We start from the raw sequence: 20,793 nt of genomic DNA on the forward strand, positions 1-20,793 counted from the left end.
AATCACTTACTTCGGTAACTTAGCGCCTCAGAGACATGGGCGCTGGTGATGCCTTCGCTATCTGCCAAATCAGCAATGGTGCGCGCGACACGTAATACCCGATGATAACCGCGAGCAGATAGATTTAGACGCTGCTGAGCAAGCTGTAATAATTGCTGCTCGCCCGCGCCTAAATGAATATACTTATCAATCTCGCTGGGACTCAGCTCATTATTAACCTTTTTTTGCCGTTCTAATTGTTGCTGATGGGCGGCAGCGACTCGCGTTCGCACTTGCTCAGAGGTTTCGCCAGCCTGCGCATTTTGTAAATCAGCGATCGGTAGCGCTGGCACGGTAATATGCAAGTCAATTCGGTCAAGTAACGGCCCAGATAATTTATCTTGATAGCGCTTAATCTGCTCAGGTCGACAGCGACATCGGCCTGAGCCATCACCATCATAGCCGCACGGACACGGGTTCATCGCTGCTACCAGTTGAAAGTTTGCGGGGAAAGTAAGCTGCGAGTTGGCACGACTAATGGTGATTTGCTTGGCCTCTAACGGCTGACGCAATACTTCTAAAACCGTACGGTCGAACTCTGGTAACTCGTCTAAAAATAAAATTCCCTTGTTAGCAAGGGTGATCTCGCCAGGTTTGGGACGAGAACCACCACCAACCAACGCCACTGCAGATATGGTGTGATGGACTTGGCGAAATGGCCGCGTACCATAATCATAGTCGCTATCTGCCACTGAATAGGTGCTAGCAACCTCTAATGCATCTTCATCACTCAAGTCTGGCAAGATAGTTGGTAGCCGTGATGCCATCAACGTCTTGCCCGAACCCGGCGGTCCGGTAAACAGTATCGAATGACCACCAGCGGCGGCGATTTCTAACGCCCGCCTAGCATGATGTTGACCTTTGACATCTGCCAAATCTACTTTGTAAGCAACCTTACTCTGCGCAGCGTTTGCTTGCACGACTTCTAAGCGCTCATCTATCAGGCTAGAATCTGTGAGCGACTGCAAATGATTACAGACTGCCTTTAAGTTTTGCGCCGCTAATATCGTCACCCCGTCGACACGGCTGGCTTCCGCGCCATTATCAATCGGTACTATTAATTGCCGTAACTGGCGCGATTCTTGTTCATCAGATTTTGTAGAAGGTTTGGTAGAATTTACCACTAACGACTCTGCTTTCATCGCTCGAGCAACCGCCAAGCTACCACTCACTTGCCGCAACTCGCCATTGAGTGCAAGCTCGCCGATAAACTCAAATCCTGACAGTATTTCTGGCTCAAGCTGTCCACTGGCGGCCAAAATCCCGATGGCTATTGGCAAATCCAATCTTGCGCCATCTTTTGGCAAGTCTGCCGGTGCTAGATTAATCGTCAAACGCCGATTAGGGAATTGAAAGCCCGAATTCAAAATCGCCGAGCGCACCCTGTCTTTACTTTCGCGCACAGCAGCGGCAGGCAAGCCGACAATGGTCAGCGCTGGCAAGCCTTGTGATAAATGCACCTCGATAATGACCTGCGGCGCGTGCAGTCCGACGACTGAACGCGTATAGACTTGGGCGAACGACATCAGCGTTTCCTACTATAAAGATTAATCGATAATAGAGCATTATCAATCAGCGCGCAAATGTCGTGTTCTATTTTTATCAATCCGTTTAAACCTTATTATTTCTAGCCTATTTTTCAATAGATAAAACTCATTTCTGACTACTTCTAAGCAAAATATCAGCGCCTAAATTCTGCGATTTATTCGCTAGCATAGATATTTAAAAGTGTTATATGATTGATAAATGTTTTTAATTTTTCTTATTCATTATTTCATTCAAAAAAATAGAAAATAAGACAGATAAAAGCATGGCAATAAAAGGATTTTATTGACACATAAAGCTTGGCGGTAATTTTCGTTAGCGCTTTATAAAATCGTAATTAACCATGGATGGGTAAGCTTATGAGCATTAATGTGCTTAATCGGCGTGTACACACACTCACGCTATTGACGATGGCAGTCTCTCTGGGGCTGTTTGGCTGTTCGGATAACGACAATTTTAACGGCAATATAGACGACGATACTAGCGATAGTACTTATGCGGCGGATATCCAGCGCACTGAGTTTGGCATACCGCACATCACTGCTAAAAACTATAAAGGTCTCGGTTATGGCGTCGGCTATGCTTTTGCCGAAGACAATATCTGCTCACTGGCGCGCGAAATTGTAATCGCTAAGGGTGAGAGTATGCGCTATCTAGGCGATAAGGGGGATATCGATAGTGATGTCTTTTATACCTGGTATAATTCAGACGCTAAGCGTAAACAGTTTTTGGACGCGCAAGAGCCCGAGGTTTTAGATGCAGTAGCTGGTTATGCCGCCGGTTATAGCCGCTATTTGCGTGATAAAGGTGTCGACAATATCGATCCTGACTGTGCCGGCGCTGAATGGGTTCGTGAAATCACGACTGATGATTTGCTAGCGCTTTATGGCAAGGCCAATCTACGCGGTGGTCTATCAAACTTTGTCACGCCTATTGCCACTGCGGCGCCTACCGTCGAAAAAGGCATCATGGGTAGCTCTCGAAGGCGTACGCTTTCTATAGAGCCAGAGAACGACTTATCGCCAGAGTCGGCCGCGGATTTGTCCTCAGGCTTTGATTTTGATATGACAACCATCAATGTAACGGATGGCGGCAGTAACGCCTATGCCTTTGGTAGCGAAGTTACAGGCACCAAAAGTGGTATCCTTTATGGCAATCCTCATGAGCCTTGGGATGGTTTACAGCGCTTTTATGAATTTCATTTAACACTGCCAGGCAAGCTTGACGTCATGGGAGCAGGACAGCAAGGCCAACCTTTCCCCAACATTGGCTTTAATAAAGACGTCGCTTGGAGCCATACGGTATCGACTGCTAAGCGCTTTACCCTTTATCAGCTCAGCCTAGTAGACGGCAACCCAATGAAGTACAACTATACCAATAGTGCAGGCGTCGTTGAGCAGCGCGATATTAAAAAGGATGACGTCACTATCCAACTGCCAGACAATAAGACGCTGGTCAGATCGGTTTATTCGTCACATTTTGGTCCTATGATAGCTGTCGATCAAGTCAATGGTTTACTACCAGCTTGGGGCGCGAACAATATCGCCTTTAGCATCCGTGATGCTGCCGCTGAAAACGCTCGCTCACTGAACCAATGGCGCAGTATGAATCAAGCCACCAGCGTCGAGGATTTGGTCGATAAAATGCAAGATCAGGTTGGGCTAGGATTTGTCAATACCATTGCCACCGACCGCTACGGTAAAGCACTGTATGCTGATATCTCTACCGTGCCGCATGTCACCGCAGATAAATTAAATAGCTGTACGGCTGGCAAGCCTTATTTACAAGCCATCGTCAGTTTTGGTCTACCAGCATTAGATGGTAGTAAGGCTGATTGCGAATGGGGTAATGATGCCGATTCGCCGCAAGCGGGCATCTTTGGGCGCTCAAACCTGCCTTTCTTGATTCGTGACGATTATGTGCTTAACTCAAACGATACTTATTGGTTGAGTAATTTAGAGGAGCCGTTAACAGGGTTTTCACCGCTGCTACGTCGCCGTTTAACGCCATTCCCTAGTGCGACTAGCCCAGAGGGCGTGCCACTTTCTTTACGTACACGCATGGCATTTCAGCAAGTATTAGACCGTTTGGATAACTCAGATAACTTGGGTGGTACTACCTTTACCTTAGACAATATGCAAGACGTCGTCTATGGCAACCGCAGTTATGCCGCCGAGTTGGTTCTCGATGATGTCTTAGCCGATTGTAATGCCAACCCTATGCTACCTCTGACAGGTGGCGCAACTATCGAAGCCAAACAAGCCTGTAGCATCTTGAATAATTGGGACCGTCGCAACAACATCGACAGCCGAGGAGCGCATGTGTTTAGAGAGTTTTGGAACAAGGCAGGTTTTAGTGAATATACAAATGATTCATTTAAAGTCCCTTTTAACGAAGCCGACCCCATCAATACACCGCGCGAGCTAAAAATCACTGCCCAGACTCGCCAAGCTTTAGGCGATGCGATTGCCTACTTCCAAAATAAAGGCATTGCACTTGATGCAAGCTTAGGTGAGCTGCAATATGTGCTAGATGCAGGCAAGAACAACCAGCACATTCCTATGCATGGTGGTTATGGTAGCGAAGGTATCTTTAACGTTGCCCGAGGTGCAGGAGTTAATGAGGCTGGTAATTATATTATTAATAATGGCCCAACCTATATGCAGTCAGTAACCTTTGATAGTAAAGGTCCTGTCGTAGAAGCGTTACTTGCCTACTCACAAGCAGGAGATACGACGCGCCCTTATCATCGTGATCAGACGCGCCGTTATTCAGATAAAGAGTGGATTCGTCTGCCATTTAGTAAGAGCGAAATATCCGAACAAGCGGTTGGTGAAATGATTAAATTGAGAGAATAGTTCTAGCTAAATTATTGATTATAATAAAAAAGACTTTAGAGCAATCCTGAAGTCTTTTTTTATTGCAGATAGCAATACAACTTTATGGGTATATACGGAAACTTAACGTCCATGCCACTATGACTATTGATTTGTTATACTACTTATTACTTAAGTGGCGATTTATACAGTTAAACCGAGGAATCTCGCATGTCAGAACCAGCCGATATCAATAGCGACCAAAAATCTTTCGCTCATGCCGACGAGCAGCCTACTACTGCACGTCCTGTGGTTGAGATGCCCAATCCCTATGCCAGTACTCGTGGCAGCATTACCAGTAAGCAGCTGCCGGCATTCGATGAAGAGATTATCAATAAATACAATCGATCTGGGCCGCGTTATACCTCCTACCCGACCGCGTTAGAATTCTCACCGATGCCTGAGGCGCTGGAGACTAAGATTCTGCAAGAGCGCGAAGCCGATGCGCCCTTATCGCTGTATTTCCATATTCCGTTTTGTCGTCACCTTTGCTATTACTGTGCTTGTAATAAAATTATCACCAAAAAGAACAGCGACGCTGGCGATTATTTAGAATATTTAATGGCGGAAATCAAGCACAAACGTAGCCTATTAAAAACGCCAGCCGATCGTAAAAATCCACTGGTCAAGCAGCTGCATTTCGGTGGCGGTACGCCAACCTTTCTACAAGATAATGAGTTGATAAAACTTTGGGAGTTTTTGCAGACCCAGTTTGAATTTTTGCCAGAAGATCAAGGCGATTACTCTATTGAAATCGATCCGCGTGAGCTTGGCGACGAGACACTAACGGTACTGCGTAACCTTGGTTTTAACCGCGTCAGTCTAGGCGTACAAGACTTAGACGAAAAAGTACAAATCGCCGTCAACCGTATCAACTCTGCTGAACTGATTGAGAATGTGCTTGCTGAAGCGCGTAGATTGGGCTTCCATTCTACCAACGTCGATTTGATTTACGGCTTACCGCATCAAACGCCAACGACTCTAGACAAGACCGTACGCCGTGTTATCGAGATGTCACCCGATCGTTTATCGGTATTCAATTACGCCCATTTGCCTGAGCGCTTTAAATCGCAACGCCAAATTAAAGAGGAAGATTTACCGACGCCAGCTGCCAAGCTTACGATGCTTGGTAACACTATCAATACCTTGAGCGAGGCCGGTTATCAATATATCGGTATCGACCATTTTGCCAAACCTGACGATGAGCTTGCTATCGCCCAGCGCGAAGGCAAGTTACATCGTAATTTTCAAGGTTATACCATCATGGGCGATTGCGATTTATTAGGCTTTGGCGTGTCGTCAATCAGCCAAATCTCTAACGCCAATAGCAGCTATATTTTGCAAAACCATACGGATTTGCAGGTATATAAAGAAAATATCGATGCGGCGCGTGATAATCCAGCGATCATGCCAGCGGTCAATGTGATTAAAACCTCGATTAAAGATCGTCTGCGTGAATACGTGATTATGAATTTACTCTGTCATGATTATATCGATTTTAGAGACGTTAATCAGAAATTCGGTATCGATGCCATTACTTATTTTATCGATGAAATTCAGCAATTGGGCGCGATGCAAGAGGATCGCTTGATTGACATGGATGCCGCTGGTATTCGCGTCCTGCCAAAAGGTCGTCTATTAGGGCGTAATGTCGCCATGGTGTTCGATGAGTATTTAGATAAAAAACATAAAAATCGCTTCTCTAAAGTAATTTAAAACTTTTTTATACGTTATTAATAAAAAAGACTTCGCTAATGCGAGGTCTTTTTATTGGCTGTAATACGATAAGTATTGATAAAAAAACCAATCTACTCTATTCAGTCGGCATAACAATATATAGGCGATTGGCATCTTCAATGGTTTTTTGTTTATCGAGATACTTTTGCTCGACGCTGCTTTTTGGATTGATTATATCGGTATCTGTCATCGCAAAATCATCATCATTTAACAATCCCAGCGACCCATCTTGACGTAGCCATAAGCCTTCAAGCTTATCATGCGGGTACTCTAAACTCGCCAGCACATCGACGACCAAGGTCTTTTTAACAGGCGTGATATTTGTGTTTTCAAGGGTCTGCCAGTTTTCTTCGTCAGCGGCAATCAACTGCTCAAGTGTTTGTCCATTGATGATCAAACCAACAGTCTCATATTGCCTAACGCTTCCATCATTTAAAATAGTTTCAATATCTGTTGCATGCGCGATATCAATTTTATAAATGAGTTTTTGTGCCGACTTATCTTGGAGCGGGAATTTGCGATCATGCTCAATGAGATAAAACTCATGGTCATTAAGCGCCACAATGCCAGAGGTCACATGCGCTGCATTATCCAATCGATATAAATACTGCGCTATTTGTCCTGAAACTAAGTTAATCGTTACCATACGTACCAAACTAGATAGTCGCCCTGACTTATCAGGATTGTCCATAGAGGACTCCATGATACCGACAAGCGTCGTTTGGTCAGGCGTAATGGTTAACGCTTCCATGCCACGATTGGCACGGCGTTTGGTAAATTCCGTCGGTAACAAAATCGGCTTACCTTCAACCATCACATTATTACGCTCATCATTGGCAAACGCATTGATACGCTCAATCTCTACGCCATTGGCATCGTAATGCACAAGGTGCGGACCGTACTCATCACTGACCCAAAAGCTGCCATCTTGCAGCGCTGCGAGCCCTTCAGGGTCTAAACCATTGATATCAGTTTTGATCGGATTACTTACCGCATCAAAAGGCAATTGTGGATTGACTGTCATCGGCTGACCATGGACATCATAAGGTACTTCGTTGGTACCGCCAAAAGCCTTGGGGTTTGGTAGTCCCGAGATAGGATTGCCATTTTTATCTTTTAGAATTATTTCTTTTACTTTGATAATTTTGCTGTCAGCTTGCAATTCAAACAACCCAATAGACGGCGTATAATTTGGTACAAGAAACTGCTTACCTTTACCAGCAATTCCGTCAAAATCGGCATTAGGCCCACGGTCGGTCAGGGCATAAAATTGATTGGCATTGGTTGGATGCGCCGCTGCATCTGAGCCGTAGCCGCCGCCTCGAATCTTTAATTTCTGCTCAGGATAAGCGGCATTGATATGCGACGCATCAAGCACGCTATAAGGCAACGGGCTACCTTGCACAAATTCATTTATAGCCGTCATTTTATTATTGATATCTTCGTTAGCCATTATTATTTTCCTTGAATTATTATTGTTATTAAAAATAGAGTAATGCATGTTAAAAAGTTGATTAGCTATCAATTAAAAGTTAAAAAAAATAGTCAGTACGTAAAACGCTCACTGACTATTTTTCTAACAAATTTAAATACGCCTAAAGCATACTTAGTTAAACCTTAAGCTTATCACCTACCATGCCTTTTAGGGTACTTAGAATGTCAGCAGGCAATACCACCATTTTTGCGTTATCAGATTCGGCTAACTGACGAATCGATTTGATATATTGCTCGCCAAGCAAATAGACAATCGGCATTTCTTCGTCGCCCATTGCAGCAGTAATCAGACGAATAGATTCTTCTGAGCCTTTCGCCAATACCACTTGCGCTTCAGCATCTCGGCGTGACGCTTCTAGGCGACCATCTGCCTCTAAGATAGCCGCTTGCTTTTGCCCGTCAGCACGGGTGACGGTAGCACGGCGTAAACGCTCTGCCGCCGCCTGCTCTTCCATCGAGGCTTGCATGGTTTGCGAGGGATTGATATCTTGGATTTCTACCGTCTTTAAGGTAATACCCCAATCGGCAATATCCTCTGAGATGGCATACTTGAGCTTGGTTTTGATTTCATCACGGCTTGACAAGGCGCTATCTAAATCCATCTCACCAATAATTGAACGCAAAGACGTCTGTACCAAATTTCGAATACCGTATTCATAATCTTCGATACCATAAACCGCTTTATCGGGGCGCACGATATTAATATAAGCAACGGCATTGGCGATAATGACTACGTTGTCTCGGGTAATGACTTCTTGCGAAGGAATATCAAGGACGATATCTTTGGTCGTGACTTTATAAGCCACGTCGTCGACATAAGGAATGATTAAATTTAATCCCGGCTCTAGGGTTTGGCTATATTTACCGAGTCTCTGCACCACCCATTTATACCCTTGAGGAACAATGCGCACGCCTTTAAACACCGTAAACACGACCAATGCAATCAAAACGATCATGACAATACTAAAACTTTCCATGTTGCACCTCTATTATTATGCCTAACTATTTTTATTAATAACTGCTTGCGCTTGCATACTACTGACAATCAGCTCATTACCTACGATATCCGTCACTATCACGCGATCCCCGACGGCGACTTGCTCACCGCTCGTACGGCACATCCATTCAGCAGCCCCGACAATAGGTACACTAAAGCGTACAACGCCTGCGCGCTCTAACTGCGGCGCGACGATAATCATACCAGTTTCACCGATGATGACACTACCGCCCAAACCTGCTTTGGTGCGATCGACAGATAATGGTTTGATAAATTTAAACCAAGCCAATAAAAAGATAGCCGAAAGTACCAACCAAATAATGATTTGCATCGATACAGAAATGGGTAGCAACCACGCAAGAGCAGCCACGATGATAGCCGCTCCGCCAAACCACAGGCTGGCAAACGTCGGTACAAACATCTCAATGATTAGCAATACAAAGCCTAATACCAGCCAGTGCCACGGTTCAAGCATCCAAAGCATCTCCATAATTGCTCATTCCCTATCTTTATCATTCTAGCTTTCAATGTAGCACATTTTGTTCTCAAACAGCGCCTTAAAAGTTATACGCATAAAAAAACGACCACCAAAGTGATCGTTTTTTATTTTGCTTATCATCCAATTCTTTTATTAATATAGAACTTAATGTTCAATTAATTAGAATTTAAGGTGAGCACCGACAGTCATGAGATCAGCATCGCTGCCTAATTTATCATATTCAGCTTCAACACTGAAGTTAGGGTTTACTGAGTAACCAAGACCAACACCTCCAGCTAGACTAGTATCACTATCTGAGTAAGTTTCAGTTCTTATCTCAGTACCACCGATGTTACGAGTGAAGTCACCTTCTACTTTAGTTTTTGCAACACCTAGTTTACCTTTAGCATATAGTCCAGTATTTGGGAATGCATAACGGTAAGTACCATAAGCGCCGTAAGTTTTGGCATCGATATCGCCGCCACGATAATCAGCATCATCTGAACCTACATATTCAGCTTCGATACCAAAGTTAGGATCAAAGTTGTAACCACCGTATACGCCATAAGCAGTTGGATCATCAGCACCATCTACATCTACGTCAAACTGACCGACTTTTACACCAACGTATGGCTGACCAGTATAACCATTACCATATGCTACGGCTGCTTGTGCACCTACGCTTAGTAAAGAACCTGCAGCTAGGGCTAGTAAAGTTTTTTGTAGAGTTTTCATGTGTAGCTCCTTAAAATCAATTTGGACAAACAAGTTATTTATTTATGTGGGCTTTTTAGCCATATCGCCTTGTTTGCTAACGATGTATACATAGTAACAAACCATGTCAGAAACTCTGTCAGTGTTTAATGGTAAGAAAGTTAACTTTTGCAAGTGTTTGTCGGCACTTGGGTTACAAAGGGCTAGATATGAAATCTTTTGTTACAACCACCTATTTTGGGTAATACTTCCTACTCATTAACAAGACTGAGAGTCAATATTAAAAAGGCGCATCCCGAAAGATACGCCTTTTATTATGAAATCAACGTCGATTTAAACTTTAATTAAGCTTATTTTTTATCTTCGTCAACTTCAGTAAACTCAGCATCAACGACATCGTCATCCGCTTGGTTATTGTTACCAGCATTATCAGCGCCTTGTTGGAACTGGCTTGGATCCATACCTTCTGCGCCAGCCCCAGCATCAGCATAAATCTTTTGGCTAACTGGTAAGAAAGCATTGTCTAGCGCTTCAAGTTTGGCTTTGATGTCATCATGATCATCTTCTTTAGCAGCCGCTTCAAGCTCAGAGATAGCAGTTTCTACTGTTGATTTTTCATCTTCAGTGACTTTATCGCCAGCTTCTTTTAGCGCTTTTTGTACCGCATGAATACGACCATCTGCTTCGTTACGTACCTGCGCAAGGTTAGCAAATTTCTCATCTTCAGCAGCGTTCGCTTCCGCATCACGCACCATTTGTTCGACTTCTTCATCCGACAACCCAGAGTCCGCTTTAATCTGAATGCTTTGCGCTTTACCAGTACCTTTGTCTTTCGCTGAGATGTTCATGATACCGTCAGCGTTAATGTCAAAGGTAACTTCGATTTGCGGCAAACCACGTGGCGCTGGTGGAATATCCGTCAAGTCAAAACGACCAAGTTGTTTGTTTTGGTTGGCGATTTTACGCTCACCTTGATACACCTGAATCGTTACGGCTGGCTGGTTGTCTTCAGCCGTTGAGAACACCTGTGATTTCTTAGTCGGAATCATGGTGTTTTTCTCAATGATTGGCGTCATTACCCCACCCATGGTTTCAATACCTAGGGTCAATGGGGTCACGTCAAGCAATAGGACGTCAGTTTTGTCACCAGACAATACCGCTCCTTGAATTGCAGCACCAGCGGCAACCGCTTCGTCAGGGTTCACATCTTTACGTGGCTCTTGACCGAAGAATTCTTGTACTTTTTGCTGCACTAATGGCATACGAGTCTGACCACCAACTAAGATGACATCATCAACATCGCCAACTTTTAGACCCGCATCTTCAAGGGCAGTTTTACAAGGACCCATCGTGCGTTGTACCAACTCTTCCGTTAAGCTCTCAAGCTTTGAGCGGCTGATAGTGACAACCAAATGCTTAGGACCACTGCTATCGGCAGTAATATATGGTAGGTTGACTTCAGTACTTTGGGCACTTGATAGCTCAATTTTTGCTTTTTCAGCGGCTTCTTTTAGACGCTGCATCGCAAGAGAATCACCTTTTAGGTTGACGTCTTGGTCTTTTTTGAACTCATCAACCAAATAATCGATCAACGCTGAGTCAAAGTCCTCACCACCAAGGAATGTATCACCATTGGTCGCTAGTACTTCAAACTGCTGCTCGCCATCAACGTCAGCGATTTCGATGATTGACACGTCAAAAGTACCACCACCCAAGTCATAAACGGCAACGGTGCTATCGCCTTGCTTTTTATCCATACCGTAAGCAAGTGCGGCAGCGGTTGGCTCGTTAATAATACGTTTTACATCAAGACCGGCGATTTTACCGGCATCTTTGGTTGCTTGACGCTGCGAGTCATTAAAGTACGCAGGCACTGTTACAACAGCTTCGGTAACGCTTTCACCAAGATAGTCTTCTGCTGTTTTTTTCATTTTTTTCAAGATTTCAGCAGAAACCTGTGGTGGCGCTAATTTTTTACCGTTAATTTCAACCCACGCATCACCGTTATCGGCTTTAGCGATTTTATAAGGCACCATACCGATGTCTTTTTGTACCACTTTGTCATCAAAACGACGACCAATCAGACGTTTAATGGCAAATAAAGTGTTGTTCGGGTTGGTGACCGCTTGACGCTTAGCTGACTGACCAACAAGGATTTCGTCATCTTTATAAGCGACAATCGATGGCGTGGTACGTGTACCTTCAGCATTTTCAATGATTTTAACTTTATCACCTTCCATCACTGCGACACATGAGTTCGTTGTACCCAAGTCAATACCAATTACTTTACCCATAATTAATTGCTCCTAATTTATTTTTAAATAAGCTATTTATCTCATCAGACCGAACCTAGCAGATACCAGACGGTCACTTGTTGTTCTATATAGGTTTGAGGCTGTATTATTTCAAGTCATTTAATCGGCAAAAAATGTCTTTTATGTGATTTTTTGTGTAAACCCTTATTAATAGTAAGGTTTAACTTGGTTAAAGACTTATTATGTAAAATACTAACCTTTAGATTATTAGTTTTTCAAAATCTACTGTCCGACGCGAACCATTGCTGGGCGCAGCAAACGACCGTTCAGACTATAGCCCTTTTGCAGTACCGTACCCACAGTATCAGCTTCGGCTTCTGGGTCAATGCCAACCGCTTCATGCAAATCAGCGTTGAATTTCTCGCCTTGTGGCTCAACCACTTCTACGCCGTTTTTGTTTAACACATCTAATAATGCTTTATGCGTCAATCTGACACCTTCGGTGACAGGGTCATCTGCTTGAGCATTTTCGATAGCGCGCTCTAAATTATCGACCACTTCTAATAGCTCTTTGGCAAATTTTTGCAAGGCGAACTTCTTGCTCTTATCGGCTTCTTGCTCCATACGTTTTTGTGCATTGTAAGCTTCAGCATTGGCACGCGCTGTACCTTCTTTCGCTTGCTTGACCTCGCCTTCTAACTCGGCGATACGCGCTTTAAACGTATCTAAATCGATATCGTTTTCGATAGTGCTTTCTTCCCCTGAATTTTGCTGGGGATTAAACTCTTCTAGCGTTTCTTTTAAGATACTATCATCGTGCTCGACATTGTCGTGCGAAACATTGTCGTGTGAGACATTTTGATCAATATTTTCGTGGTTATTATTCTGCTCGCTCATGATGGCTCCTTTATATAATTATGAATAAGGTTATTAACTGAATAATGATGGATTAGAAAACAACACCATAAATTGGCCAGATAATGAAATAATCGACCATTAGCCAAACCGTGATTTTATAAATCACCTATGGTTAGCAATAACTTTTAACTACCTTCTGATAGCTGATTAATAAAGGTGAGGCGAGTAAATTTCAAGCCTACTCTGCAGAATTTTTATCGCTGGTTATAAATACCGTCTTGATCCATGATAACGGTATGGTTATATTTAAGATGTTTGCCCCTTTAAAACAACCTTACTCTCTTTACTATTGTCGTCAATAAGTAATTCATTTCACTAACAAAACCTACAAAAAAGGGTCATTTACGCCAGATAAATTACTATTAGCCTGCACACTATTACTAAAGAATACTCAACTTTGTTTTTGCCTATCTTATGATAACTACAAATATAACTTATCATTTATGGGAGGTGTTATGCCTTATTCAGCGACATTATCAGTTAACACCTTACTTAATAAAGCAGTAAGGACACTAAACCTTACGTCTTTAGCTCAAGAAAAACGTCAGCATTCATCTGTTAACTCATCAAATAACTCCTTAGAGAATGTTGAAAAAGAGCCATTACAGATAAATACTTTGCAAATAAGCACTGACGATAGGCAATCCTGCATTGATAGCGAGCCCCTATCCATTAGAGATAAAGTACTGCATCACAATTTGCTGACGACTTATCAGCCCCATTTGCTGCACTATGCAATGAAAAGTATCGGTCTCTTGCCAGAAACAGTATTAGACAGCTTGGTTGGTTATCTAGATGGACCAACGGCTAAGCAATATGAACATGTTGATGTGCACCTGCGCTTGATTCTGGCGGTGAATAGTAAGCTTAAAACCCCTTTACAGCTCTCAGAGATGGGCGAGCTGCGGAAACGCTTTGCTACTGATGCTGTTGCTATGCAAACGCCTAGAGTTTGGCAACAGGCAAGCTCTTCGTTATTTGACACGATAAAACCTTTTACCAAGAAAAATGAGCCTAGCGTCAATTGGGAAGATAAGACGATTGCCAACGCGGATGATGGTGATATGCTGATTCGTTGTTATCAAAAGCAAGTAAACGCAGCAGGCTTTAGTTTTAAAAAGAAAACCAAAATCAATCCTGATGAAACCGTTATGCTATTTTTCCATGGCGGTGGCTTTTGTATTGGCGACATCAACACCCATCACGAGTTTTGTCATGCCGTCTGTGAGCGAACAGGATGGCCAGTGGTTAGTGTAGATTATCGCCTAGCGCCTGAACATCCTGCGCCTACGGGGTTAAGAGATTGTATTGCCGCTTATGCTTGGTTAGCTGATAATTGCTATAAATTCGGGGCATTAGCATCGCGTATTGTTTTGGCAGGAGATAGTGCAGGCGGCGGCTTATCAACCATGATTGCCCAACAAGTCATCACGCCGTCTGCAAAGTCATGGCAAGATTTAGGCGTTGATGGGCAAAAAACGTTTGAGATATTACAGCGCCTGCCGCAGCCACTGGCACAAATGCCTTTATATCCTGTGACAGATATCGAAAATGATTATCCAAGTTGGGAGTTATATGGCGAAGGGTTATTGCTCGATCACGCCGATGTGGCGGTTTTTGATGCGGCTTGTTTAGAAAATAGTCCGCTGCCACGTCAACATATCTTGACGTCGCCTATGCTCGGTGACAATCGCCACATTTGCCCGACCTATGTCGTTGCAGCAGAATTGGACGTTTTACGTGATGAGGCGTTTGCATATGCCAAGCAGTTAGAGGATTATGGTAGAGCTGTCCAAACTTATACGGTCTATGGTGCGCCGCATGGCTTTATTCATTTTATGAGCGTGCACCAAGGACTTGAGCAGGAAACCAATCATATTATCCATGGCTTTGCTGGTTTTGTACGTGACGTTATCAGTACACAAAATTTATTAGCAGCCTAATAAATAAAACGGCTGTTATCACTAAAAAGTGAGGTTGGCGTTTAATGGGCAATTAAGGACTTATGACAACTAAATCGTCAAGGGCATTAATATGATAAAGATAGTTTTTATGAATTGGGCTGACCGCTTAAAGTAATGAGCCAAACTTCAGAACGTGAGCCTAAACGAAAAGGTATGCCCCAAAATCCATAACCTGACGATACCACAAAGTGACCTTTAGCGATTTTTTCGTAGCCGTAGCCCAAGCGATTAATCGCCTTTACAATAAAGTTAGCTGGAAATATTTGCCCGTTATGGGTATGTCCTGAAACCTGTAAATCAATCGGCAAATGGCTATGCGCCATAATATCGCTCGGTCGGTGGTCTAACAAAATCACTGGCTCAGTAGTATTCACTTGTTCGAGCAATTCGGTCGTCGCTACCCTCTGCCGTTTATGATTATCAAAACGTCCAACGAGCCAAACCGGCTGACCTTGATGCGACAGACAAATCGCTTCATCGTTGAGCAACTGCACGCCAGCAGCTTGTAAAGCTTCACTAATTGGCTGCTCGTGACCGTACAAATCGTGATTACCTAACGTCGCATAGACACCGTAGCGCAGACTACTTACCAGCTTTGCCAAATCTTCTGCCATATTATAGGCCGCAAACGCCTTGGTATTGTCATCCATAATATCGCCTGGCATCAACAATATGTCTGCTTGATAGCTCTGCACAATGTCATTGAGCCGTTCGATAGATTTATTGCCAAATAAACGGCCCAAATGCAAATCACTGGCTACTGCAATACGCAGCGAGTAATTTAGCGGCTTATTAATCTTGACAGACAGCTCGCGCACCGCCGGCACGTAAGCGTTATACAGCGTATAGCTAAATAGGCCTATAAAGAAAACTAGGGCAAAAATGCGTAAGCCAATACTAATTACGCCTGTATCATAAAAAGTAGGAATACCCAAAGCATGTAAAAGCCAAAAACCACCATATACTAGACTGCTCAATAGCGCCGTTAGTAGTATAAAGTGCATCACCATCATCCAAGCACTTATCCAGCGATAGCTATTGGCAAATGATTTTGTGACGCTAAGTAGCAAAAGAGCATTGGTAGCCGCAAAGACAGCAATCCAAGTGTTTTGTATTAATAAAGGCGTGCTCCAAGGCTGTAGCCACCATTCTAGACTGCACGCTGCGCCAAAACTAAACAGCTGCAGCAGGACAATAATAGTGATAATGAACGCGTAACGCATGAAAATTCCTAGCGAGATAATATTTTGTTAAAGCGTTTGCTGGGTTGTGGCGGCGATATTTATAAATTAGCAGATTATAGCGACTGCTTTCTCAATACTTGTGACCGCTGGGATAACTACTAATGCGCTGACTGCAAGGTAATCATCCATATCTCAGAGCGCGTGCCAAGCCTAAAGGGTACTGCGCCAATACCATAGCCAGAAGTCACCAAAAACTGCGTGCCCTCACTGTACTTTGCCCCATAAACCAGCGGCGTAAACCACTTTAGTAATATCGTTAAAGGAAATATCTGCCCGCCATGTGTATGCCCAGACAGGTGCAAATCGATTGGCAAACCCTTTATTTGTTCCAGGTCAGCAGGGCTGTGCTCTAAAAATATTACTGGTTTATCCGCCCTCACTTCACTAAGCAACTCTATCGCAGCCGGACGTGCGGGATCTGTCTCATCTGAACGCCCTATCAGCAACACTGAATCGTCTAACCAAATGCTTTTATTGTCAATTACCTGTATCCCTGCGCGTTCAACGGCCTTGGCAATTGCCACTTCGTTACCAGAATAATCGTGATTGCCTAAAGTGGCATAGACACCGAGCGGCGCTGTTAGTTTTGATAAATGCGCATGCATATTGGTATCGTCATAAGCGTCGGTCGAATCATTCATAACGTCGCCTGCGATGACCACGACATCAGGATTCTGGGCATCAATCAGCTTGACCAGCTTATCAATCTGCCGATTGCCAAACCATCTACCCAAATGCGTATCAGACACCAAAGCAATTTGCAGCGGCCGCTTAAGTGGCTTATCTGTCGTGACGTTTAGACGATGGACGACTGGTGAGTAGGCATTAAATACCGCCAAGCCCACAATGCCAATATAAGTTATCGCTGCAACGGCACGTATAAGTTTTGGCCGGAGTTTTTGTTTAAGAATATAAACATAGACCAAGGCAATAACCGCAGTTATTAATGCGGCATAAAACATAAAGCCTTGTAAAATGCCGACAACCAGATAGACATGAAAGCGCTCGCGCCAAAATTCACTCAAGCCGTAGAGCAGAAAAACATTGTTGATAATAAAAATACTTAAAAACAAACCGGCTTTAGCTAAGCGCTGTTTTGGTTGAAAGAACCAGTAAAATATCACGCTACTCATCAGGGCGAGCAGCTGGGTAAGAATGATAAAAGGCCACATGATAAAATTGAATCAGACAAAGACGGGCTTATAGTACGCCAATATTCTTACCTGTTGTAGACAGCATGATGGTTTATTGAAACTTTATAGAACTAGAAATATAAAGCACTTAGTAATTTAACGTTATTTTTAAATCAATGCTTCAAAAACGTTGTTTTAAATCCATTGTTTCACATGAAACATACCTCTAAAAACTCACCCTTGCTGCTCCAGTGCATGCTCTAAAGCTGTGTGTTCAAATTCAAAACCTGCGTCCAGTAGCGCTTGTGGCAGCACCTTTTGCCCATCAATCAACAAGGTCGACATCTCACCAAACATCAGCTTTAATAAAAATGCTGGTAAAGTAAAAAATGTCGGACGATGTAGCCATGCGCCAAGCGTTTTAGTAAAAGTATGATTGGTCACAGGATTGGGCTCGGTCAAGTTATAAACCAGCGCTGGCGTAGCGTTTGCTGTTGTTAGAGTATTATCAATACTATTCACTTGCTGTCTCTGACTACTAAGATGTTGCTCAATGATAAATATCACCGCTCTTACCCAATCGGTACGACTGATCCAGCTCATAATTTGCTTACCGTCACCCAATTGACCACCGACACCCATTTTAAACGGCGTTAATAATTTACTGACCATACCGCCCTTAGGATGGATAACCACGCCAGTGCGTACGATAGCCACAGGGACACCGTGATCGGTAGCCTTTAGCGCCAACTGTTCCCAGTCGTCACAGAGTTTATGCGAAAAATCAGCGTTAAAACCACTGCTTTCTGTCAAAGACTTATCACCTTGAGGACCATACCAGCCAATCGCTGAACCGCTAACCAATAGCTTAGGTTTGCTACTACTACGCGCAATAAAATCCAGTATCGCCTCAGTAGGTTTGATACGGCTGGCAAGCAACTGCTCTTTACGCGCGTCACTCCAACGTTTATCAGCAATCCCTGCGCCTGCTAGATTCAAAATAACATCAAAGCTTTTATCTGACTTCACCAGCTCATCATAGGTCATCATTTTAATATCATTAGGATGCGCCTGCTTACTATCGCGCGTCAGCCACGTAATCTGCACTTTTTTATCATCTTTTTGATAGCGCTTAATGATTGCTTCACTAAACGCGCTACCTAAAAATCCCGAGCCGCCACTGATTAGAATATCCATCGCTTTTTATCCTTATAGTTGTCTTGCCTTTTTCTCAGTGTGACAAAAAACCATCTACAAAAACAAGAGATGAATTGTAGGTATAAGGCGTAAAGTAAGATTGGGTATAAATAGAGGACTGAACTACTAATATAAAAAATATTAGCTTTTAAATGGTTACTAACGAATCACTTGACCCGTTCGAGCATTGCTGATTTGGCTAGGGAGCTGATAACCAAGCGTCTCGCCCTTTAGATAGCCAACTTGCTCATTGCTATCAGAAAAATAAGCCTGTGCTTGTGAGAGCGTTAAAGCAGGCGGCTGACCGGACGGGTTGCAGCTGGTCGAAACGACAAAGCCATAGGGATTATGGACGGACACCACTTGACGGCACAGCTGCTGCACCAAAGGATGGTCAATCACCCGCACCGCCACACTATGATGGGCACCGGTAATCCACGCAGGGATAGAAACGGGTAAGTTTTCTGATAACGGTAATAACCACGTATGCGCCTGTTGGCTATCGACATCACAATCAAAAACAGAATCAGCATCAGAATTAGAGTCGCTACACCAGCTATCTAATACTAACTGGCGTTGCTCATCATTTAGATTACTTAATAGCGCTGTCAGTCGACTGACACTATCAGTGACCACAATCATGCCCTTCTCTAACGGTCGTTGTTTGATAGCCAAAAGCTGCTTTACCGCTTGTTGATTGAAGGGGTCACAGCCGATACCCCAAACGCTTTCGGTCGGATATGCAAGCAGCTGACCTTGTTGCAGCCATATAGCTGCTTGAATGACAGAGTCAGTGATAAATGGCGCAGATTGGCTCATATTATGAATATTGAAAAGTTAGAAATGAAGCGCTTATAATAACACAGGATAAAAAATACTAGAAAATCATGATTTAAAAACGATAAACATAAAGCCTTTTAAGTGACAAGGGCTTTAGAAAAATTATGACTTTAGACCCGTAGATAACGCCCACCTTGTACACTAATGACCCCTAATAACTCCAGCTCCATAAGTTGCCCAATCAATTGCGCGGCCGACATATCAGTAGTATTTAACAACGCATCTAAATCCTGCCCATGCCAATCAAGTTGCTCATAAATGAGCGCTAAATGCTCAGGAATAACACTAGTATGGGAAGAAGGTTTAAGATTAGATTGTGGCGATTGGTTAATACTTTTGCTAGAGAGCTTCTCTGTATTTAGAGAATTGGTACTTTGGCTAAGAGTTGCCCGCTCAATACTAGACTCTGCATTAGATGACGGCTGATAGGTATGCGCTCTATAGTCCAACTGATTATTAATATCTTCAAGGACGTGCTGCGGATGATAAATCAACGTTGCACCTTCACGTATTAAATGATGGCAGCCTTCGGCATTGCTATTATCAATATGGCTTGGAATGGCGAAAACTTGTTTACCTTGCTCGGAGGTTAGGCGCGCAGTAATCAGTGAGCCGCTTTGAATGGTCGCTTCAGTGACAATGGTCGCGAGGCTAAGTCCTGCAACTAGACGATTGCGGCGCGGGAAAGTGTGCTTGTGTGGCTGCGTATGCGGTAGTAACTCACTGACGATACAGCCGCCTTGATCAATAATCTGACTAAATAATTTATCATGATGATTGGGGTAATTGACATCAATCCCCGTCCCCATCACGCCAACCGTACGGCCTTGATATTCGGCATCAGACTGAGCTAAAGCACCTAAATGGGCGCGCTTATCGACACCCAGCGCAAGACCGCTAGTGATAATATAACCAGCTTGCGCTAAGTATTGCGCCATATCAAAGGTGATTTTTTGCGCGTGGGCGGTGGGTTTGCGACTACCAACGATGGCGATTTGCGCTTGCTGCAAACGCGCTTTATCACCGCGGTAAAATAACAATGGTGGTGGGTCGTATATTTCTAGCAGCTGCGCTGGATAGTCAGGCTGGTCAGCAAATAAAAGACCGTATTTTCCGTCTAACAATGCTTGCTGGATTTTATCGATAGTAGTGAGCGTTTGTTCTGGCTGCTCATGACGCTTAAGATGGGTACTATGAATGCCCAATTGACGCCATGCCTCTACTTTAGCATTCCAAGCAAGCCCTGCCGTGCCAAAGTTAGAGATGAGTTTATGGTATGCTGATAATGACGCATTCACTTCAGTCCACAGCGCCAAAACGGCACGCTGCTCGGCGGATAAAAGAGAAGTGACTGCGGTCATA

The 20,793-nt window shown here is 43.7% G+C and carries 15 protein-coding genes; 3 read left to right on the forward strand and 12 right to left on the reverse strand.

Annotated features, from left to right (window positions below; all coding sequences use genetic code 11):
• Positions 1-2: 2 nt before the first annotated feature.
• Positions 3-1,565 (reverse strand): YifB family Mg chelatase-like AAA ATPase, encoded by a 1,563-nt coding sequence (locus ACPEGP_RS09125; RefSeq protein WP_423813201.1) that lies wholly within the window; start codon positions 1,563-1,565, stop codon positions 3-5.
• 378 nt (positions 1,566-1,943) lie between these two features.
• Between ACPEGP_RS09125 and ACPEGP_RS09130 the strand changes: the two genes are divergently transcribed.
• On the forward strand, positions 1,944-4,442 hold the full coding sequence (locus ACPEGP_RS09130) for a penicillin acylase family protein (RefSeq protein ID WP_423813202.1): 2,499 nt from the start codon (positions 1,944-1,946) through the stop codon (positions 4,440-4,442).
• A 189-nt stretch (positions 4,443-4,631) separates the two neighbouring features.
• Positions 4,632-6,176, forward strand: coding sequence for an oxygen-independent coproporphyrinogen III oxidase (hemN, locus tag ACPEGP_RS09135; protein ID WP_423813203.1), 1,545 nt, complete (start codon positions 4,632-4,634; stop codon positions 6,174-6,176).
• A gap of 97 nt (positions 6,177-6,273) precedes the next feature.
• Here hemN and ACPEGP_RS09140 read toward each other — a convergent pair whose 3' ends face one another.
• The 6 genes from ACPEGP_RS09140 to grpE all read right to left on the reverse strand — a co-directional run bounded on the left by ACPEGP_RS09140 (position 6,274) and on the right by grpE (position 13,032).
• The gene (locus ACPEGP_RS09140; RefSeq protein ID WP_423813204.1) at positions 6,274-7,650 is read right to left on the reverse strand and encodes an esterase-like activity of phytase family protein; all 1,377 of its coding nucleotides are present in this window, start codon (positions 7,648-7,650) and stop codon (positions 6,274-6,276) included.
• 157 nt (positions 7,651-7,807) lie between these two features.
• Positions 7,808-8,668 (reverse strand): SPFH domain-containing protein, encoded by an 861-nt coding sequence (locus tag ACPEGP_RS09145; protein WP_423813205.1) that lies wholly within the window; start codon positions 8,666-8,668, stop codon positions 7,808-7,810.
• Between the two features lie 21 nt (positions 8,669-8,689).
• On the reverse strand, positions 8,690-9,178 hold the full coding sequence (locus tag ACPEGP_RS09150; protein WP_227514939.1) for an NfeD family protein: 489 nt from the start codon (positions 9,176-9,178) through the stop codon (positions 8,690-8,692).
• Between the two features lie 168 nt (positions 9,179-9,346).
• Positions 9,347-9,901, reverse strand: coding sequence for a porin family protein (locus tag ACPEGP_RS09155; RefSeq protein WP_423813206.1), 555 nt, complete (start codon positions 9,899-9,901; stop codon positions 9,347-9,349).
• Between the two features lie 329 nt (positions 9,902-10,230).
• On the reverse strand, positions 10,231-12,174 hold the full coding sequence (dnaK, locus tag ACPEGP_RS09160; RefSeq protein WP_423813207.1) for a molecular chaperone DnaK: 1,944 nt from the start codon (positions 12,172-12,174) through the stop codon (positions 10,231-10,233).
• A 243-nt stretch (positions 12,175-12,417) separates the two neighbouring features.
• Complete coding sequence (grpE, locus tag ACPEGP_RS09165) at positions 12,418-13,032, reverse strand: nucleotide exchange factor GrpE (protein ID WP_191690819.1); 615 nt, start codon at positions 13,030-13,032, stop codon at positions 12,418-12,420.
• A gap of 476 nt (positions 13,033-13,508) precedes the next feature.
• On the opposite strand from grpE, the gene ACPEGP_RS09170 reads away from it, so the two are divergent.
• Positions 13,509-14,996, forward strand: a complete 1,488-nt coding sequence (locus ACPEGP_RS09170) for an alpha/beta hydrolase (protein WP_423813208.1) — start codon at positions 13,509-13,511, stop codon at positions 14,994-14,996.
• 107 nt (positions 14,997-15,103) lie between these two features.
• Here ACPEGP_RS09170 and ACPEGP_RS09175 read toward each other — a convergent pair whose 3' ends face one another.
• The 5 genes from ACPEGP_RS09175 to dprA all read right to left on the reverse strand — a co-directional run bounded on the left by ACPEGP_RS09175 (position 15,104) and on the right by dprA (position 20,792).
• Positions 15,104-16,240: a metallophosphoesterase gene (locus ACPEGP_RS09175; protein WP_423813209.1), complete on the reverse strand. Its 1,137-nt coding sequence runs from the start codon at positions 16,238-16,240 to the stop codon at positions 15,104-15,106.
• A 119-nt stretch (positions 16,241-16,359) separates the two neighbouring features.
• On the reverse strand, positions 16,360-17,433 hold the full coding sequence (locus ACPEGP_RS09180; RefSeq protein WP_423813210.1) for a metallophosphoesterase: 1,074 nt from the start codon (positions 17,431-17,433) through the stop codon (positions 16,360-16,362).
• A gap of 195 nt (positions 17,434-17,628) precedes the next feature.
• Positions 17,629-18,591: a TIGR01777 family oxidoreductase gene (locus ACPEGP_RS09185; protein ID WP_201589807.1), complete on the reverse strand. Its 963-nt coding sequence runs from the start codon at positions 18,589-18,591 to the stop codon at positions 17,629-17,631.
• Between the two features lie 159 nt (positions 18,592-18,750).
• Positions 18,751-19,410: an L-threonylcarbamoyladenylate synthase gene (locus tag ACPEGP_RS09190; protein WP_423813211.1), complete on the reverse strand. Its 660-nt coding sequence runs from the start codon at positions 19,408-19,410 to the stop codon at positions 18,751-18,753.
• Positions 19,411-19,541: 131 nt separating this feature from the next.
• Positions 19,542-20,792 (reverse strand): DNA-processing protein DprA, encoded by a 1,251-nt coding sequence (gene dprA / locus ACPEGP_RS09195; RefSeq protein WP_423813212.1) that lies wholly within the window; start codon positions 20,790-20,792, stop codon positions 19,542-19,544.
• Position 20,793: the final 1 nt, after the last annotated feature.

Origin of the sequence: Psychrobacter sp. 219-2-C (genome assembly GCF_049560815.1) — a bacterium.
GTDB classification, from domain to species: domain Bacteria; phylum Pseudomonadota; class Gammaproteobacteria; order Pseudomonadales; family Moraxellaceae; genus Psychrobacter; species Psychrobacter faecalis.

What these genes read in the sequence shown, in the direction of transcription:
- ACPEGP_RS09125 (WP_423813201.1), bottom strand. Translation starts at nt 1,565, where the DNA reads ATGTCGTTCGCCCAAGTCTATACGCGTTCAGTCGTCGGACTGCACGCG.
- ACPEGP_RS09130 (WP_423813202.1), top strand. Translation starts at nt 1,944, where the DNA reads ATGAGCATTAATGTGCTTAATCGGCGTGTACACACACTCACGCTATTG.
- hemN (WP_423813203.1), top strand. Translation starts at nt 4,632, where the DNA reads ATGTCAGAACCAGCCGATATCAATAGCGACCAAAAATCTTTCGCTCAT.
- ACPEGP_RS09140 (WP_423813204.1), bottom strand. Translation starts at nt 7,650, where the DNA reads ATGGCTAACGAAGATATCAATAATAAAATGACGGCTATAAATGAATTT.
- ACPEGP_RS09145 (WP_423813205.1), bottom strand. Translation starts at nt 8,668, where the DNA reads ATGGAAAGTTTTAGTATTGTCATGATCGTTTTGATTGCATTGGTCGTG.
- ACPEGP_RS09150 (WP_227514939.1), bottom strand. Translation starts at nt 9,178, where the DNA reads ATGGAGATGCTTTGGATGCTTGAACCGTGGCACTGGCTGGTATTAGGC.
- ACPEGP_RS09155 (WP_423813206.1), bottom strand. Translation starts at nt 9,901, where the DNA reads ATGAAAACTCTACAAAAAACTTTACTAGCCCTAGCTGCAGGTTCTTTA.
- dnaK (WP_423813207.1), bottom strand. Translation starts at nt 12,174, where the DNA reads ATGGGTAAAGTAATTGGTATTGACTTGGGTACAACGAACTCATGTGTC.
- grpE (WP_191690819.1), bottom strand. Translation starts at nt 13,032, where the DNA reads ATGAGCGAGCAGAATAATAACCACGAAAATATTGATCAAAATGTCTCA.
- ACPEGP_RS09170 (WP_423813208.1), top strand. Translation starts at nt 13,509, where the DNA reads ATGCCTTATTCAGCGACATTATCAGTTAACACCTTACTTAATAAAGCA.
- ACPEGP_RS09175 (WP_423813209.1), bottom strand. Translation starts at nt 16,240, where the DNA reads ATGCGTTACGCGTTCATTATCACTATTATTGTCCTGCTGCAGCTGTTT.
- ACPEGP_RS09180 (WP_423813210.1), bottom strand. Translation starts at nt 17,433, where the DNA reads ATGTGGCCTTTTATCATTCTTACCCAGCTGCTCGCCCTGATGAGTAGC.
- ACPEGP_RS09185 (WP_201589807.1), bottom strand. Translation starts at nt 18,591, where the DNA reads ATGGATATTCTAATCAGTGGCGGCTCGGGATTTTTAGGTAGCGCGTTT.
- ACPEGP_RS09190 (WP_423813211.1), bottom strand. Translation starts at nt 19,410, where the DNA reads ATGAGCCAATCTGCGCCATTTATCACTGACTCTGTCATTCAAGCAGCT.
- dprA (WP_423813212.1), bottom strand. Translation starts at nt 20,792, where the DNA reads ATGACCGCAGTCACTTCTCTTTTATCCGCCGAGCAGCGTGCCGTTTTG.